18 protein-coding genes are annotated in these 14957 nt (G+C 52.0%); 7 read left to right on the forward strand and 11 right to left on the reverse strand.

Annotated elements, in window-relative coordinates; genetic code table 11:
* Positions 1 to 81: 81 nt before the first annotated feature.
* Positions 82 to 1119, reverse strand: a complete 1038-nt coding sequence (locus BFG58_RS03175) for an aldo/keto reductase (RefSeq protein WP_069719225.1) — start codon at positions 1117 to 1119, stop codon at positions 82 to 84.
* A 425-nt stretch (positions 1120 to 1544) separates the two neighbouring features.
* Here BFG58_RS03175 and BFG58_RS03180 point away from each other — a divergent pair, with 425 nt between their 5' ends.
* From BFG58_RS03180 to BFG58_RS03190, 3 genes are all read left to right on the forward strand, one after another.
* Complete coding sequence (locus tag BFG58_RS03180) at positions 1545 to 1988, forward strand: PACE efflux transporter (protein ID WP_063621632.1); 444 nt, start codon at positions 1545 to 1547, stop codon at positions 1986 to 1988.
* A 94-nt stretch (positions 1989 to 2082) separates the two neighbouring features.
* Positions 2083 to 2454 (forward strand): VOC family protein, encoded by a 372-nt coding sequence (locus BFG58_RS03185; RefSeq protein WP_069719226.1) that lies wholly within the window; start codon positions 2083 to 2085, stop codon positions 2452 to 2454.
* A gap of 135 nt (positions 2455 to 2589) precedes the next feature.
* Positions 2590 to 2952 (forward strand): DUF4406 domain-containing protein, encoded by a 363-nt coding sequence (locus tag BFG58_RS03190; RefSeq protein WP_048223225.1) that lies wholly within the window; start codon positions 2590 to 2592, stop codon positions 2950 to 2952.
* A 38-nt stretch (positions 2953 to 2990) separates the two neighbouring features.
* Here BFG58_RS03190 and BFG58_RS03195 read toward each other — a convergent pair whose 3' ends face one another.
* Positions 2991 to 3764: a DeoR/GlpR family DNA-binding transcription regulator gene (locus tag BFG58_RS03195; RefSeq protein WP_048030458.1), complete on the reverse strand. Its 774-nt coding sequence runs from the start codon at positions 3762 to 3764 to the stop codon at positions 2991 to 2993.
* An 86-nt stretch (positions 3765 to 3850) separates the two neighbouring features.
* On the opposite strand from BFG58_RS03195, the gene BFG58_RS03200 reads away from it, so the two are divergent.
* Both BFG58_RS03200 and BFG58_RS03205 read left to right on the forward strand, forming a co-directional pair.
* Positions 3851 to 4435 (forward strand): NUDIX domain-containing protein, encoded by a 585-nt coding sequence (locus BFG58_RS03200; protein WP_069719227.1) that lies wholly within the window; start codon positions 3851 to 3853, stop codon positions 4433 to 4435.
* A 306-nt stretch (positions 4436 to 4741) separates the two neighbouring features.
* Entirely contained in the window at positions 4742 to 5434 is a 693-nt protein-coding gene (locus BFG58_RS03205; RefSeq protein WP_048030459.1) for a LuxR family transcriptional regulator, read from the forward strand.
* 14 nt (positions 5435 to 5448) lie between these two features.
* Here the strand turns inward: BFG58_RS03205 and BFG58_RS03210 are convergent, their stop codons facing one another.
* Complete coding sequence (locus BFG58_RS03210; protein WP_048223222.1) at positions 5449 to 6087, reverse strand: acyl-homoserine-lactone synthase; 639 nt, start codon at positions 6085 to 6087, stop codon at positions 5449 to 5451.
* Between the two features lie 439 nt (positions 6088 to 6526).
* Between BFG58_RS03210 and tam the strand changes: the two genes are divergently transcribed.
* On the forward strand, positions 6527 to 7285 hold the full coding sequence (gene tam, locus BFG58_RS03215; protein ID WP_048224425.1) for a trans-aconitate 2-methyltransferase: 759 nt from the start codon (positions 6527 to 6529) through the stop codon (positions 7283 to 7285).
* Between the two features lie 5 nt (positions 7286 to 7290).
* Here the strand turns inward: tam and BFG58_RS03220 are convergent, their stop codons facing one another.
* The 7 genes from BFG58_RS03220 to BFG58_RS03250 form a co-directional block, all read right to left on the reverse strand.
* Positions 7291 to 8481, reverse strand: coding sequence for a cytochrome c biogenesis protein/redoxin (locus tag BFG58_RS03220; RefSeq protein ID WP_069719228.1), 1191 nt, complete (start codon positions 8479 to 8481; stop codon positions 7291 to 7293).
* A 137-nt stretch (positions 8482 to 8618) separates the two neighbouring features.
* Entirely contained in the window at positions 8619 to 9920 is a 1302-nt protein-coding gene (locus BFG58_RS03225) for an ATP-binding protein (protein ID WP_069719229.1), read from the reverse strand.
* Complete coding sequence (locus BFG58_RS03230) at positions 9917 to 10657, reverse strand: response regulator (RefSeq protein ID WP_069719230.1); 741 nt, start codon at positions 10655 to 10657, stop codon at positions 9917 to 9919. Before BFG58_RS03230 ends, BFG58_RS03225 begins: the two co-directional genes overlap by 4 nt.
* Positions 10658 to 10701: 44 nt before the next feature.
* Positions 10702 to 11697 carry an alpha/beta fold hydrolase gene (locus BFG58_RS03235; RefSeq protein WP_063621625.1) on the reverse strand — a complete coding sequence of 332 codons (996 nt, stop codon included), beginning with the start codon at positions 11695 to 11697 and terminating at the stop codon, positions 10702 to 10704.
* 145 nt (positions 11698 to 11842) lie between these two features.
* Positions 11843 to 12283, reverse strand: a complete 441-nt coding sequence (locus BFG58_RS03240) for a GNAT family N-acetyltransferase (RefSeq protein WP_069719231.1) — start codon at positions 12281 to 12283, stop codon at positions 11843 to 11845.
* Positions 12284 to 12295: 12 nt separating this feature from the next.
* Positions 12296 to 12766: a GNAT family N-acetyltransferase gene (locus BFG58_RS03245; RefSeq protein ID WP_069719232.1), complete on the reverse strand. Its 471-nt coding sequence runs from the start codon at positions 12764 to 12766 to the stop codon at positions 12296 to 12298.
* An 11-nt stretch (positions 12767 to 12777) separates the two neighbouring features.
* On the reverse strand, positions 12778 to 13353 hold the full coding sequence (locus tag BFG58_RS03250; RefSeq protein WP_069719233.1) for a hypothetical protein: 576 nt from the start codon (positions 13351 to 13353) through the stop codon (positions 12778 to 12780).
* A gap of 132 nt (positions 13354 to 13485) precedes the next feature.
* Here BFG58_RS03250 and BFG58_RS03255 point away from each other — a divergent pair, with 132 nt between their 5' ends.
* Positions 13486 to 14034, forward strand: coding sequence for a GNAT family N-acetyltransferase (locus BFG58_RS03255; protein ID WP_045910544.1), 549 nt, complete (start codon positions 13486 to 13488; stop codon positions 14032 to 14034).
* Here BFG58_RS03255 and BFG58_RS03260 read toward each other — a convergent pair.
* Positions 14022 to 14936 carry a bestrophin family protein gene (locus BFG58_RS03260; RefSeq protein WP_048223212.1) on the reverse strand — a complete coding sequence of 305 codons (915 nt, stop codon included), beginning with the start codon at positions 14934 to 14936 and terminating at the stop codon, positions 14022 to 14024. The genes BFG58_RS03255 and BFG58_RS03260 overlap by 13 nt on opposite strands.
* Positions 14937 to 14957 lie beyond the last annotated feature (21 nt).

Consider the following 14957-nt stretch of genomic DNA (forward strand, 5'->3'; position numbering starts at 1 on the left):
CAGACCCGTTAACCGAGAGTCAGTTTGATAAAAGTTAAACCTTTACTGGGGGACCCGGCAACGCCGGGCGAGGGTAGGGCATTAACAGTCCTGTATTGCTGAAGGCGGCGTGAGTGAAGGTGGCGTATCCGGAAGTGGGGGGATGATCCCGTCGACGGGGTGCGGCAGATAGTGTGCCTCGAGTTCCGTGATTTCTGCATCGCTAAGTGAAAAGTCCAGCGCGCTGATAGCCGTGGAAAGATGTTCTGGTTTCGTCGCGCCGATGATCGGTGCTGTGATGACCGTTTTTGATAGCAACCAGGCAATTGCAACATGGGCTCTTGGCACATCGTGCTTTTCAGCAATTCTGGCAACAACATCAACAACGGGCTTATCCAGCAGGGCTGCGTTCTCATACATTTTTAACGCAAAGGCATCGTTTTGCGTTCGTCGGGACGTGACACTCCAGTCGCGCGTGAGCCTGCCGCGTGCCATCGGACTCCAGGGGATCACACCAACGCCCTGGTCTTCACACAGGGGCAGCATCTCGCGCTCTTCCTCCCGGTAAAGCAGGTTGTATTGCGGTTGCATCGTAATAAATCGGGACCAGCCGTTACGCTCTGCAGTATGCTGCATTTTTGCAAAGCGCCAGGCTTCCATAGATGATGCGCCGATGTAACGTACTTTTCCTGATTTAACGAGGTCATGCAGAGCCTCCATGGTCTCTTCAACAGGCGTGGAGTGGTCAAAGCGGTGAATTTGAAAGAGATCCACATAATCCATACCTAAGCGCATCAGGCTATCGTCAATAGACTGAAAAATGGCCTTGCGGGAAAGAAACCCGGTATTGGGTGAGTTGCGCCATGGAAAGAAGGTCTTTGTCGCCACAACGATCTCGTCGCGTCTGGCCATTTCTCTCAGCGCTTTTCCTGTGATCTCTTCAGAACTTCCGCCCGAGTAGATATTTGCGGTATCAAAAAAATTAATGCCAGCTTCAAGCGCCTGACGAATGAGCGGACGTGACGCTTTTTCATCCAGGGACCAGGGTTGAGGCAAACGTTCGGGGTCACCATAGCTCATACAACCGAGACAAAGACGGGAGACTTTCAAACCGCTACGACCCAGATTCACATACTTCATTCGGTGTTCCTTCTTTTATTACCAGCAATTCTGTATGCGACAGGTTATTGCACTGGTATGAAGGGGAACAGCATGTGCTATCGAATGGTGCTGTGAGTTTTTCTCACAAATGGTTTGTTATCGACGGTGGATTTTATCGAGAAGGGAGGACACCAACGTACTAATTTCTGGAGCTACATGAGAGCACCATGGAGAATAGACCTATAAATGCAATTTAACATAATATACATTATGCGCACCAATGTATGGTTCCTCAAAATCTGGATTTATTCGGTCGTGATTGTCCTAGCCCATTCAGAGCTCGTGCAGTCGCCTTTTCACGCGTTCATGCTGTCATGATACCCACACAACCCAACCTCTACGTTTACACATGGTTGAAAGACGTTTGATATACTTCAGCCTTTGACCACTGCTGCCGTAAACTTATGGAAATTGAATTAGATAAAAGTGTCAAAGAAAGGATTTTCCACGCGGTCATTTTTGAAGTGACGGCCAACGTTATTATCGCGCTGTCGCTTGCCTGGCTGATGAACGTGTCGGTACTCCAGTCAGGCTCGCTGTCCGTGATATCCGCGCTAACCGCCACGGCCTGGAATTTTGTGTTTAACAAACTCTTTGACTCTCTTCAGAAAAAATACCGATTTGAAAGAACATTTCTGGTCCGCGCGCTCCATGCGGCCTGTTTTGAAGTTGGCCTTATCATCACGTTAATTCCTGTAGCAATGGTGATGCTGAATTTAACGGTGACGGAGGCTTTTTTTGTAGAGATCGGTCTTGTACTGTTTTTCCTGCCGTACACGATGCTGTTTAACTGGCTCTACGACTATCTGCGCTGGACATTTGTTGGACGGAAACGGTCTGCTCTGTAGCGAGACATCTGTCACATAGACACGCCCTTGATCATATTCGACTCCTCTCACCTTCTATACTCTTCATTTCTCTATCTCTTTTGAGGAGTCGATAATGTTTGACCATGTTAAATTCGGCGTCAGTGATTATGAAAAAAGCAAAACCTTCTTCCTCGAGGCGCTTCGCCCGCTTGGTGTGGAACTCATTGATGAAGGCGCGCCAGATTACGGTGTTGAAATGAGCGCTGGCGACGTTTCACTTTGCCTTTTCCAGACAAATGATAAACCTGCGCCTCTGCATCTGGCGTTTGTGGCTACTACACGTCAGCAGGTTGATGATTTTTACCACGCCGCGCTGCGCGTTGGCGGACGTGATAACGGCGGGCCGGGATTACGACCGTACGGTGAAAATTATTATGCCGCTTTTGTCATCTCACCTGATGGTCATAACATCGAGGCCGTGTGCCATGCACCGGAGAGCCGGTAGCACAACGCCTTTGTCAAAATGCTCATGCGACTTTGTGCACGATGTTGCACGAGGAGTTGTATTTCAGGCCGGTAATGGCGTAAGGTATCCTCTGTAAATGTGCAGTTTCATGCAATAACGCTGACAGAGGTATTAATGACACAACAGTTGATTTTAATTGCCGGTCCCTATCGCAGCGGAACCGATGGTGTTCAGGCGCGAATTGACGAGAATCTGGCGCGTCTCGAAAACGCAGCATTAGCCGTTTACCAGCGTGGCCACATCCCGGTCATTGGTGAATGGCTTGCGCTGCCGCTGGCAAAAGCCGCAGGCTCAAAAACGGTGGGTGATGAAATCAGCGAAGCGATGCTGTACCCCGTTGCTCACCGGCTCATCGCAAAATGCGATGCGATTTATCGTATTGCCGGTGCGTCTAAAGGTGCCGATATGGACATTGAGGTAGCCAGAAAATATGGTCTCAGCGTGTATACCGCGCTTGAGAACATTCCAGAAGCGTAAGCCTGGACGACAGCCAGCCTGACGTTAAAGGCTGGCTGTCAGAGGCGGTCACGATCTGAGGTCAGCACGACGGATACCCCCTTTTCCGATACCGCGCGGATCCACGCCTTATCCGTACCGTCTTCAACGACGATGGTATTCACTGAAGATACATCGCCAATCACAAACGACGACGCGGTGTTGATCTTTTCCGGAGACGCCAGAACGACCGTTTCCGCGGCTCTGCCGGAAAATGCACGTTTGATGCATGCCTCTTCGAAATCACCGGTTGTCAGCCCCGCATCGGGATGAATACCGGTCACCCCCATAAAGAACAGGTCTGCATGTATATTCTCTATGCCTTCGATGGCCGCAGCGCCGACCGCAACAATCGAGTGTTTATACAAGCGTCCGCCGATTAAAATCACCTCAATGGAAGGATGATCAACGAGCCCCAGAGCAATACTTGGGCTGTGCGTCACCACGGTGATGCGCAAGTCAGGAGGGAAAAATGTAATCAGCTCCGAGGTAGTCGTGCCACCGTCGACAATCACCACCTGGCCTGATGAAATCAGCTGTGCTCCTTTCCGGGCCACCCTTTTTTTTGCATCCATCTTCACGGATTGCCGTTCTGCAAACGGAGCTATAGCGGAAGATGACGGCAGCGCGCCGCCATGAACACGCTGCAAACGCCCTTCTGCCGCCAGCTCGCGCAGATCGCGCCGGATGGTGTCTTCAGAGACGTCAAAGAGAATGCTGAGCGCTTTTGACTGGACCTGGCCTTCGGCACCCAGCTTTTCAAGGATCAATTGTTTTCGCTGACTGGTGAGCATCATGAATTCCTGATGTTGCATGTTTCATCTTGAACATGCATGATATTGCTGTTTATGATCATTACTCTACGTAAGGAGGAACAATCGTGCAATCAAAACGTGCAGATGTGCGCATCATCGACAGTGAAACCCTTTCTGACAACTGGTACATCCTTAAAAAATATACCTTTGACCTCCAGCGGCGTGATGGTGAATGGCAACGGCAGCATCGGGAAGTCTATGACCGTGGCAACGGCGCGACGATTCTTCTCTATAACCGTGAGAAAAAGACGGTGATCCTGACGCGCCAGTTCCGCTTCCCTGTCTTTATCAACGGCCACCAGGACGATTTAATTGAAGCTGCCGCGGGATTGCTGGACAACATGGATCCCGAAAGCCGCATAAAAGCAGAAGCGGAAGAAGAGACCGGCTTTCACGTTTCGCGCGTGCAGAAAATCTTTGAAGCCTATATGAGCCCAGGCTCCGTCACGGAAAAACTCTATTTTTATCTTGCCGAGTACCAGCCAGATGACAGAACCGGCGCAGGCGGTGGGATCATGGCTGAGGGGGAAGATATCGATGTGCTGGAAATGACGCTTGAAGAGGCTTTACGCAGCATTGAAACGGGCAAGATTGTCGACGGTAAAACCATCATGCTGCTTTATCATGTTGCCTTGAAAGGTATTCTGTAACCTACTGGTTTACATCCTGATTTGAAGGCGCATGAAATCGGTACGCTTGTGCGCTACCCGGATGAAAAGCGGAAAACCTCCTAAATTTTGCAGCCTACTATATTTAGTGAGCGATTCCGAAATTCGATAAAATCATCAACAATTCCCTCAGTCACCTGCATTTATCATTCAAAAATGCCAAACGTTCACGAGGCTGCCTGCTGAGGTAGCCTGTCTTATCGGTTGTCTGGATTAAAATGCGACTCGCTACAGATAACGAAGCATATTATACTTGGTCCTCCACTCGAACAGGAGGCAGCAACTCACGTGAAGGATACATATTACAACGACATAACGATCAACACGCAAATTCAGAGTGAGCTGGACGCGTTTTTTGAGGATTTCAAAGGGATCGTCTTCGCCTACGCTATTATGAACAAGAAAGATCCTTCGCAGATGAGGATACTCAATAATAGTCCCGAGTGGTTTAATATCTATCTTGAAAGAAAATATCAGTTCATTGACCCTGTCATTATTCGGGCTTTGCGCTGTGTTGACGATTTTTTCTGGGAAAGTGATGTCGTCCTGTCGGATGGTTACAACCTGACACGCATTTTCGACGAAAGTGTCCAGTATGATATTTACCAGGGACAGACGTTTCCTCTGCATGACTATCTGAATAATCTTGTGGTCTTATCCGTCATCAGTCCTAAGCATTCTGGCATTGACATAGAGAAATATCGACCGCAATTTCTACGCTTCCTGGTTCAGTTACATCAGAAGACACTCAATCTTTATAGTCAGCATCAGCAGAAAAAGAATGTTTTCTTATCACCACGCGAGCGCCAAATCCTTAAATGGGTCAGCGCCGGGAAAACGTACGCAGAAATTGCGGTTATTTTGTCTATTGCTGAGCGCACCGTTAAATTTCACATGGGCAATATAATGAAAAAACTCGGTGTAAATAATGCCAGACACGCAATAAAACTTGGAACGGAACTCCGGTTACTGGAGGACTGAGCCTCAGCCACTGGTTATAAATGGCGTAAATGCTCGAGCATTTCGCGAAGCCAGTGACTGGATTTATCTTTGCTAATAATGTCTTCAATAATGCTGGGGCTGGCAGGCATATAAATATAATAAATAACCTCCCCTTTTTCAGAGACACCGCGCTGAATTACTTCAACTTTCCAGTTTGCATGGCGAAATATGGCATACATACCACGACTGGCTACCGCGTACATCCCGTGATATTTTTTCTTTAGGCAATAAATATTCATTGCAAGAAACAATGCTTTACTGGCGGGCACGCCCTGCAGACTTGCAGAGTCTCGTGTTTCTTTATCTAAAAATAAGCGACTCACTTCACAGCAGGGAACATCTGCTGGAAAAACAATGGGATTATCGAAATAGTTGTGAAAGATCTCGCTTATCATTGTCGGCTGCGTTGCGTTAATAAATCGCGCGCCGCATAACAGCTGTCCATCATACATCCCCAGCAAGTATGTCGTGTTATGGGAATCAAACTGATCCTTTTCCATACCTTCGATGCATTCCACTTTCCAGTCGAGTCGGTCCCGAAAAGTTTTTCTTCTGAGTCGGTAGAGTTCGTGTGCTAATGCTGGTGGTAAATCATCGTAGTCGTGTAAAAAAAATTCAATGACAGAATTCATGCTCTTGTTCCTGATAATAACACCTGAAACTATTATCACCTGTCTTTAAGGACAGCTTTCATTGTGCCGCATATTCCCTATACTTAAAAAGTACCTGACCACGAAGTTCTCGCAAAACTAAGCGGTCAGGAGGTCAAAGACCTACGAAACACCAGGGATATACCCATCGATGATTATCTAATATTTAAAGTTTCGGGTACAGAGCATAAGAAGCACTTTGCCGATAAAATATTAAAAAACAATAATCACAAAATAATTACAATAAAAACATTGCCCCTTAATCTTTTAAGGGGTAATATTTCCGTTTGCTTATTTTTTCTACCTTCCCTTCGTTTTACTGACTCTGCTGATTTCATCTGCCCAAAACCCTCGTCGGTACCGCTTTACAGACATCTGCCTGTGCTATTCTTGCTGAATCATGTAAGACGGAGAATTGATGATGGCCGACTGGAACCCTTCTCTTTACCTGCAATTTGGCGCAGAAAGAACGCGTCCAGCCGCCGAATTGCTCGCCAGAATTCCTCTGGATGAGGCTGCGACTATCGCCGATCTGGGCTGCGGTCCGGGCAACAGCACGGCACTGTTGAAGCATCGCTGGCCTTCTGCGCACATCACCGGGGTCGATAACTCCCCTGCTATGCTCGAGGAAGCACGCGCCGCCTTACCTGACTGCCACTTTGTTGAGGCCGATATCCGGCAGTACAAGCCTGGCCAGCCGCTGAGCCTGATTTATGCCAACGCGTCGCTGCAATGGGTTCCGGACCATTACGATCTCCTGCCGCATCTTGTCTCCCTGCTTAAGTTAAATGGCGTGCTGGCGATCCAGATGCCCGACAACTGGCTGGAACCTACTCATGTGGCGATGCGTGAAGTGGCGCTGGAGCAAGACTACCCAGACCGGGGCCGCGAACCTCTGCCGGGCGTACATGCTTATTACGATATTCTGTCGGAGGCTGGCTGTGACGTGGATATCTGGCGGACAACCTATTATCACAAAATGAGCTCTCATCAGGCCATTATTGACTGGGTAAGCGCCACCGGCCTGCGGCCCTGGCTCCAGGAACTGAATGAGAGCGAACAGAAACGTTTCCTGAAACGCTACCATGAACTGCTGGAAGAGCAGTATCCGCTTCAGGAAAACGGGCAGATACTGCTGGCTTTTCCTCGGTTGTTTATCGTGGCTCAACGCCAGCCCTGATCCGATTACAGGCGGGCTTCTTTGAGCAACTGCTGGATAACCTTTTCCTGCTGCGCATAATTCCCCTCGCCAAAGGCGGTATAGCGCAGCTGCCCTTTGGCATCAAAGTAGTAATGCGCTGGCCAGTACTGGTTGCCGAACGCATTCCAGATTTGATAGTTGTTATCCGTCACGACCCGATACGGCAGTTGCCACTTTTTCACCGCATTTTTAACCGACGAAAGCGGTTTTTCCCAAGGGTATTCCGGGGTGTGAACCCCAATCACCACCAGACCCTGCGATTGATACTTTGTAGCCCACTCCCGCACATATGGGAGCGTATGCTGGCAATTAATGCAGTCCCAGGTCCAGAAATCAATCAGAACAACCTTCCCTCGCAATGATTCAGACGTGACAGGGTCACCATTAATCCATCCTGTTCCACCACTTAGCGGAGGCAGTTGGCTGCTGGGCTCAGCGATTGCCACCGGCTGGAGCTTCACCGTCGCGGTTGTGGGTTTTGCCAGGTTTAAGAGCGCGGTCTCAAGACGGTCTGCGACGCCGTTAGCGCCTTTCAGCAACGAGGTCATCCCCGTCGCATTCAGGACGACTGACGCTAACATCGCCACCCCCGCCCCCTGACGCAGCTTCGCCATGAGTGCCGATTTTGCTCTCAGCGGGGTCATTAGCGTGCGGCCTCCAGTGACGAGTAATCCCAGCATCAGCGCGCATCCGCTGCCATAGGCAGCCAGCAGTGCGCCGGTGGTAATGGCGGAATGCCCCGCAATGTTAATGCTGAAGATCGCTCCCAGGATGGGGCCCGCGCAGGGAGACCAGAGCAGTCCTACCGCAAGCCCGGCCAGAAAAGCCGATGCCATTCCGCGCGTTTGCCCGCTTCGGGTGTTGAGGACATTTCCCGCGCTGACGGCCGGACCGGCAATACGCTGGGCGAAAGACGGGAAAATTAAGGCCAGCGCGGCGGTGGCCAGAATGACGAGCGCGATCCAGCGCCCGACAATGGTCGCCTCTGTTATCCACTCGCTGGCGACGGTGACGACCATCGCCACCAGGGTGAACATCACGACCATCCCTGCGAGCAGGGCCAAAATATGTCGTCGTTGCCCCTGAAAACCGGCAAACAGGAGTGGAATAACCGGGAGCGTACATGGGCTGAGCAGGCTTATCATCCCACCCAGAAAAGCGATTAACAGAAACATAATGACCTCACATTACACGTCCTGCGACACTGCAGTGAGGCTATTTCATCGTCCTGATGTGTTCAGGATATGTGTAAACGCGCGGTTTTTGTCTGGCTCTGTATCACCCAGGCCGGGAGATACAAAGCCGTACAATTTTACGAACGACGCGGTAGCGTAATGGCGACATCCAGTCCACCTCCGGCGCGGTTCGCCAGCCTGAGTTTTCCTTCCAGCTGTACGGTCAGTTGCGCGGCAATCGCCAGGCCGAGTCCTGTCCCGCCGGTATCGCGATTACGCGAGGTTTCAACCCGATAAAACGGCTGCAGAACCGCCTCCAGTTCGGCTTCGGGTATTCCCGGCCCGTCGTCCACAATGTGAATCACCACCTCTTCGGCAGACGAAATATCAATGGCAATGACGGCACCGCCGCCGAACTTCAGCGCATTATCCAGCAGGTTAGTCATCACTCTACGAAGCGCCTGTGGACGCGTGACGATGGGCAAGCGGGTTTCGCTTGCCTGAAACTGCACGTTTTTACCAATGTCCTGATAATCGCTGGCGATGCTGTTGACCCAGGCGTTCAGCTCCAGCTTCAGCGACGTCTCTTCCAGTGATTCTGATGACCGGGCATACGCGATACCCTCTCGCACCAGACGAGACATGCTATCAAGATCATTGAGGAGCTTGTCGCGTAGTTCCGGTTCCCCGGCCATTTCGACACGCAGCTTCATGCGAGTAATGGGCGTCTGGAGATCGTGGGAAATCGAGGCCAGGATCTGTGCGCGTTCCCGGAGATAAGACTGAATGCGCGCCTGCATGGCGTTGAAGGCATGCGCTGCCCGCTGCACCTCAAGCGGCCCCTTTTCCGTCATTGGCGTGCTGGCCGCCGGATCCAGCGCGTCCACCGCGCGGGTAAAGTGTGAAAAAGGCCGTACCACCTGCCGCACGGCGATCCAGGCGCAGACGGCCAGAACCAGCAGCTGCAAAACGAGAACGATCGGGAGCCAGCTGGCGACGGGCGGCATGCGCGGGATCAGGTCAATGGTCAGCGGCGCGCCATCGCGTAATGTAAGATGGGCCTGAATATGCGAAATGGCGCCGGGAACCGCGGTAAAGCTAAGTGGGTAATGCGCGGCAAGCGTCGCTTTTAAGGTTCGGATGGCATCTTGCGAACGCTTATCCGTCGGCGCTGCGCCGGGTTCCCCTGTACCCAGAATATAACGATAGTTACCTCGTTCAAGCCGAGGCAACCAGGCGGCGCGTTCGCTGGCCGGTAAGCGGTCTAAAATGGCGACGCTGGTTGCGACATCGTTTTCCAGATTACCGAGCATCACCGTGCGCGCGCTGTGCATGCGTTCAGTCATGACCAGTGTCAGGCTCAGGGCGTTAGCCAGCAGCAAACCGGACAGCACGACGATCAGCAAACGGGCCAGCAGAGAGCGTGGCCAGAGCGTCATTCGTTAACCTCTTTGATGGTCACCGGCATCGTAAAGACGTAACCTTCGCTGCGCACGGTTTTGATATAGGCGGGCGTGCGGGCATCTTCATTGAGACGCTGGCGCACCCGGCTTACCAGCAGATCGACAGAACGTTCAAACAGTTCGGCGTCACGACCCTGCGTCAGATTGAGCAATTGGTCACGGGTCAGCACGCGTTGCGGATGGTCCAGGAAAACGCGCAGCAGACGATACTCCGCCCCACTGAGTGCCACAATCACCCCTTCCGGGTCGATTAAGTGGCGAGCAACGGTATCGAGCTGCCATTCACCGAACATCACCAGCCGCCCTGCTTCTGTCACCTGTAGATTGGGCGGCATCGTGCGAAAACGCCGTAAAATCGCTTTGATGCGTGCCAGAAGCTCACGGGCGACAAACGGCTTCACCACGTAGTCATCCGCCCCCATCTCCAGACCCAGGATCCTGTCCGTCTCCTCATTGCGCGCCGTCAGCATCAGGATGGGCAGATCTTTATGTTTGCCGCTGCGTAACTGCCGGCATAGCGTGAGACCGTCATCGCCGGGCATCATGACGTCCAGCACCACCAGGTCGATATGCTGTTTATCCAGTACGCTACGCATCTCTTTGCCGTTGGCCGCGCCCGTCGCGCGATAGCCAGACTTATCGAGATAATCGACAATCAGTTCACGAATATCCCTGTCGTCATCGACGACAAGGATGTGGTCAATATGTTCCACCGAACTCTCCAGACCGAAGGGTAACGTACTGAAAATAGCACATTTCACAGCTTATCCGCGTCGATAACTGCCTTGACGAAATCCTGTGGATCTTCCTGAGGCGGGTTATGCCCCACGGTTGCGCCGAAGGTGCGGTGCTCATATTTGCCGGTAAATTTAGCTGCATAGGCCTGCGGTGCCGGATGCGGCGCGCCGTTGTTGCCGCCTTCGATGGTGATCGTTGGGACGGTGATATTCGGCAGCGTGGCCAGTTTTTGCTCGTAGCGGTCGTATTTACGCTCGCCTTTTTCCAGCCCTAAACGCCAGCGATAATTACTGAGCGTCACCGCGACGTGGTCCGGATTATCGAGGGATTTGGCGCTGGCGTTAAAGACCGCATCGCTAAATTTCCAGTCAGGCGAGGCCTGCGACCAGATTAAGCGCGCAAAGTCATGCGTGTTTTTGGCATAGCCTTCAGCACCGCGCGCGGTGGCGAAATAGAACTGATACCACCACTGCTGCTCTGCTTTTGGCGGCAGCGGCTGTTTGCCAATCTGCTGGCTGCTGATGAGATACCCGCTCACCGACACCAGTGATTTTACGCGCTCAGGCCACAGCGCCGCGACGATATCCGCCGTCCGGGCGCCCCAGTCATATCCTGCAAATACCGCCTGCCTGATATTCAGGGCATCCATCAGATTAACGATATCTTTCGCCATCGCCGAGGGCTGGCCGTTGCGCGGTGTGTTTGCTGACAGGAAACGCGTGGTACCGTAGCCGCGCAGAGACGGCACAATGACCCGGTACCCTTTTGCCGCCAGTGCGGGTGCAACCTCGGCATAGCTGTGAATATCGTAGGGCCAGCCGTGCAGTAAAATAACCGGCTGACCGTCTTTCGGGCCAATGTCGACATAACCGACATTCAGATCACCGGCGTTAATTTGCTGAGGATGATCAAAGGCTGCGGCGACGTTTGTGCCAGTGACTTCGGCCTGACAGGACATCACGGTGCCAAGCGAAACGGTCAGTGCGAGGGTTGAGTAAGCAAGTTTGCTGAACATGTTGGTATCTCCGGTTGAGTACAATTCACGGGGATATCACAACACCTCAATGTATAGCGGATATGTGCGAAAGCGGGTTTATTGCAAGCCTGTGTATGTATCCGGGACGCTGATACAGTGTGATACAAACACAGGCGCTGAAGTTTTAGAGGGAGAGACGATAGCGGACGTAATCGTCAGCTTCACCATATTTGTCATAGAGTTTACGCGCCGGGTTGTTTTCCCGGGTGACCCAGTACAGTTTCGACCACCCTTCGCGCTTGCCTTCGTCAATCAGCGCGTCAATGAGCGCCTTACCGGCTCCCGCCCCGCGTTCGGTAGCATCAACAAACAGATCTTCCAGGTAGCAGATGGGCGCGGTTGACCAGGTGCCTTCATGCAGAACACACATCGCGAAACCGATGACCTTTTCGTCCTTCTCCACGACCCGGCAGAACATCGATGAATGCGCTGAGAGCGCCCTTTCCCACGTCGCTGCGGTGACGGATTCCTCGAGGAAGCAATCATAAAAATGGGTGTAACCATCCCACAGCGGTCGCCATTGGGAATAATCCTCTGCGCGTAAAGGTCTTACCGTAACTGCCATGTTTTCCTCACATTACAGGTCAATTGCCATTTCAAAACAGCGTAAATAAGCCCCCGCCATACGCGAATGATGATTATGTTCTCTCAGCGTAACAAACCCAAGCTTCTGATAAAACGACTGGGCGTTAGGCGTCGCATCGAGGGTCAGGCGGGTTATCCCCCGGCTGCGGGCCTCATGTTTGAGTGCCTCAATAATCCGGGTCGCCATGCCTTTACCGAAGGCTGCGGGCAAGGTGAAAATCGCCTCCAGACAATGGGTATCCAGATCGAGATAGCCGCTTGCCGCAACATCGCCCTTTTCATCTTCAACCACGTAAAAAGGGTATTCAATGACCATCTGCCGATAGCGTTCGGGCATCAGATCAGGCGTCCAGCGCGCAATGACCTCTGCGTCGTAACTGGTTTTACAGCCGTGACGAATCGCCTGGTTGCGAATATTCCAGAGTGTTTCGGCTTCCTGTGGCCTGGCTTTTCGTAATGTCATCAGCTCCCCCTTTAACGGCTTTTTAGCCGCATTTCCCGTGCCGATCTGGCAAGACGCTGAGTACGACAATAGAGCGTAAACAGCACAAAGCCGCTGCTGTTCATCACCATCCGACAAAGTAACAGCGCGAAAGATGCAATGACGAGTGGCCAGAGGCTTCCATCATGAGAAAGCAGGATATGTAGAACCTGAACGAGGGTCGTTATCAGCAGGATGATGAACAACGCCATAAAGCCCGACAATCCCGACGTCTTACCACGAGCCAGTAGTGCGCTTGTCACAATGAGCGCGCCTGTCATCGTCAATGATGGTAAGAAAAAGCTCAATGCATGATGTAAAGGAGACAAACCCTGCAACGTGCTGAGAAAAGGCAAAAGGTTTAACGCAAACGCCACTAAAAACAGAGGTAACAGCATAGCTACCGGATAAGGATTTTGACGCGGAAGCTCGCTGAGGGGGCGCGAAAAATACCGTTCAAGCTCGGGAGTGGGTCGGGTATCCCCACGGGTAACAGCTTCCTCTATCTCTCTGCCATGCTGCAAGAGATTCTGGAATACGCGTCCAACTAAAAGAGACAAAAATTCCATTAAAATTTCGCCATTAGAGATGCAACCCATCTTTGGTAGTGAATAACCACAGCACGTCTCAACAGAATGTGATAGAGATGAAAATACTAGAACGCAAACAAAAGCATAACGCCTAAATAGGGAGATCCGCGCATGACGATACCGACGCTCACGACAGAACGTTTACTGCTGAAACCACTGGTTGCGGAAGATGCCGTCCAGATACAAACGCTGTATCCGCGCTGGGAGATTGTCCGCTATATGGTCTCTTCCGTGCCCTGGCCCTATCCGGATAACGGCGCGGAAAACTATGTCAACAACGTGGCGCTGCCGGATATGGCGAAAGGGATTGCCTGGTTCTGGAGCATCCGGCGACGTGAGGTGCCGGATGAATTGATGGGCATTATTTGCCTGTACGACGTCGAGGATAACAACCGCGGGTTCTGGCTCGCGCCGGAGTTCCAGGGTCAGGGATATATGCGCGAAGCCAGCATTGCCGCGACGGATTACTGGTTCAACACGCTAAACAAATCCGTTTTGCGGGCCCCGAAGGCCGCTGCTAACAGCCGCTCCCGTCGTATTTCAGACAGTAGCGGCATGCGGCTTATCAGGACGGAGAAGAAAGCCTACGTCAGCGGGATGCTGGACTCCGAGCTGTGGGAGATCACCCGCGACGAGTGGAACGCCCGTCAGGTCAGCTGATAGTGCTTATCCGGCACCAGCCTTTCCGGAATATTCTCTTCGTCGTTCATCTGCAGCAGATCGCGTTCCATCATGTTGCAGATGGCGTCCAGCGGCAGGTCGTTATCTTCTGTGCCAAACGGGTCTTCCAGCTCTTCCGCCAGGGTGTCCAGCGAGATAAAGGTGTATGAAATCAGCGCCGAGACAAAGGGCGTCATGTAGTGCAGATCCACCACCAGCGCAAACGGCAGCATAATGCAGAACAGATAGACCGTACGGTGCAAAATCAGCGTGTAGGCAAACGGTACTGGCGTGGTCGCAATGCGCTCGCAGCCGGACAGGACGATGGACATATCGTTCAGACGGTTATTCAGGCTGTGAAACAGGATGTCTGAGAGTTGCCCGTTACGTCGACGCACGGCCAGCCACTCCCCCATGATCAGTAAAATACGGTTCGCGGGCGCGCTGGCGTTCATCACCTGACGTAAATCATCCGGAGAAAGATAGCGAGAGAGTTGCTCTGCGTTCAGCTCCCGGCGCAGGGTCATCCGCAGGCAGTTGGCAAAAGCAATCTGCAGTCGCACGAATTCGCCAAGGTGCTTATCGTCAGGCAAGGTGTTTTTTACCTCGCGAAACAGCGAGCGTGCCGCTATCATCAACTGCCCCCAGAGCAGGCGAGCCTCAACGTAGCGCGAATAACAGGCGTTGTTTCGGAAACCCAAAAAGATAGCGATCGCCACGCCGAGAATGCTGAATGGCGCCACGGTAAATTTGATGCCCAGTGAGGTATACCACGGCAACATCAGGATAACGGCAATAGAAAGCAGGAAATTGAGCAGCAATCGGGTATAGATCTTAGGCAGTACCGAACCGTGCCAGACAAAAATCAGTTGTAGCCAGTGCTGTTTAGGACGAACGATCATAGTGAGTTTCAGGAAAGAAAA

Source organism: Enterobacter sp. ku-bf2 (assembly GCF_001742765.1).
Lineage (GTDB): Bacteria > Pseudomonadota > Gammaproteobacteria > Enterobacterales > Enterobacteriaceae > Enterobacter > Enterobacter quasiroggenkampii.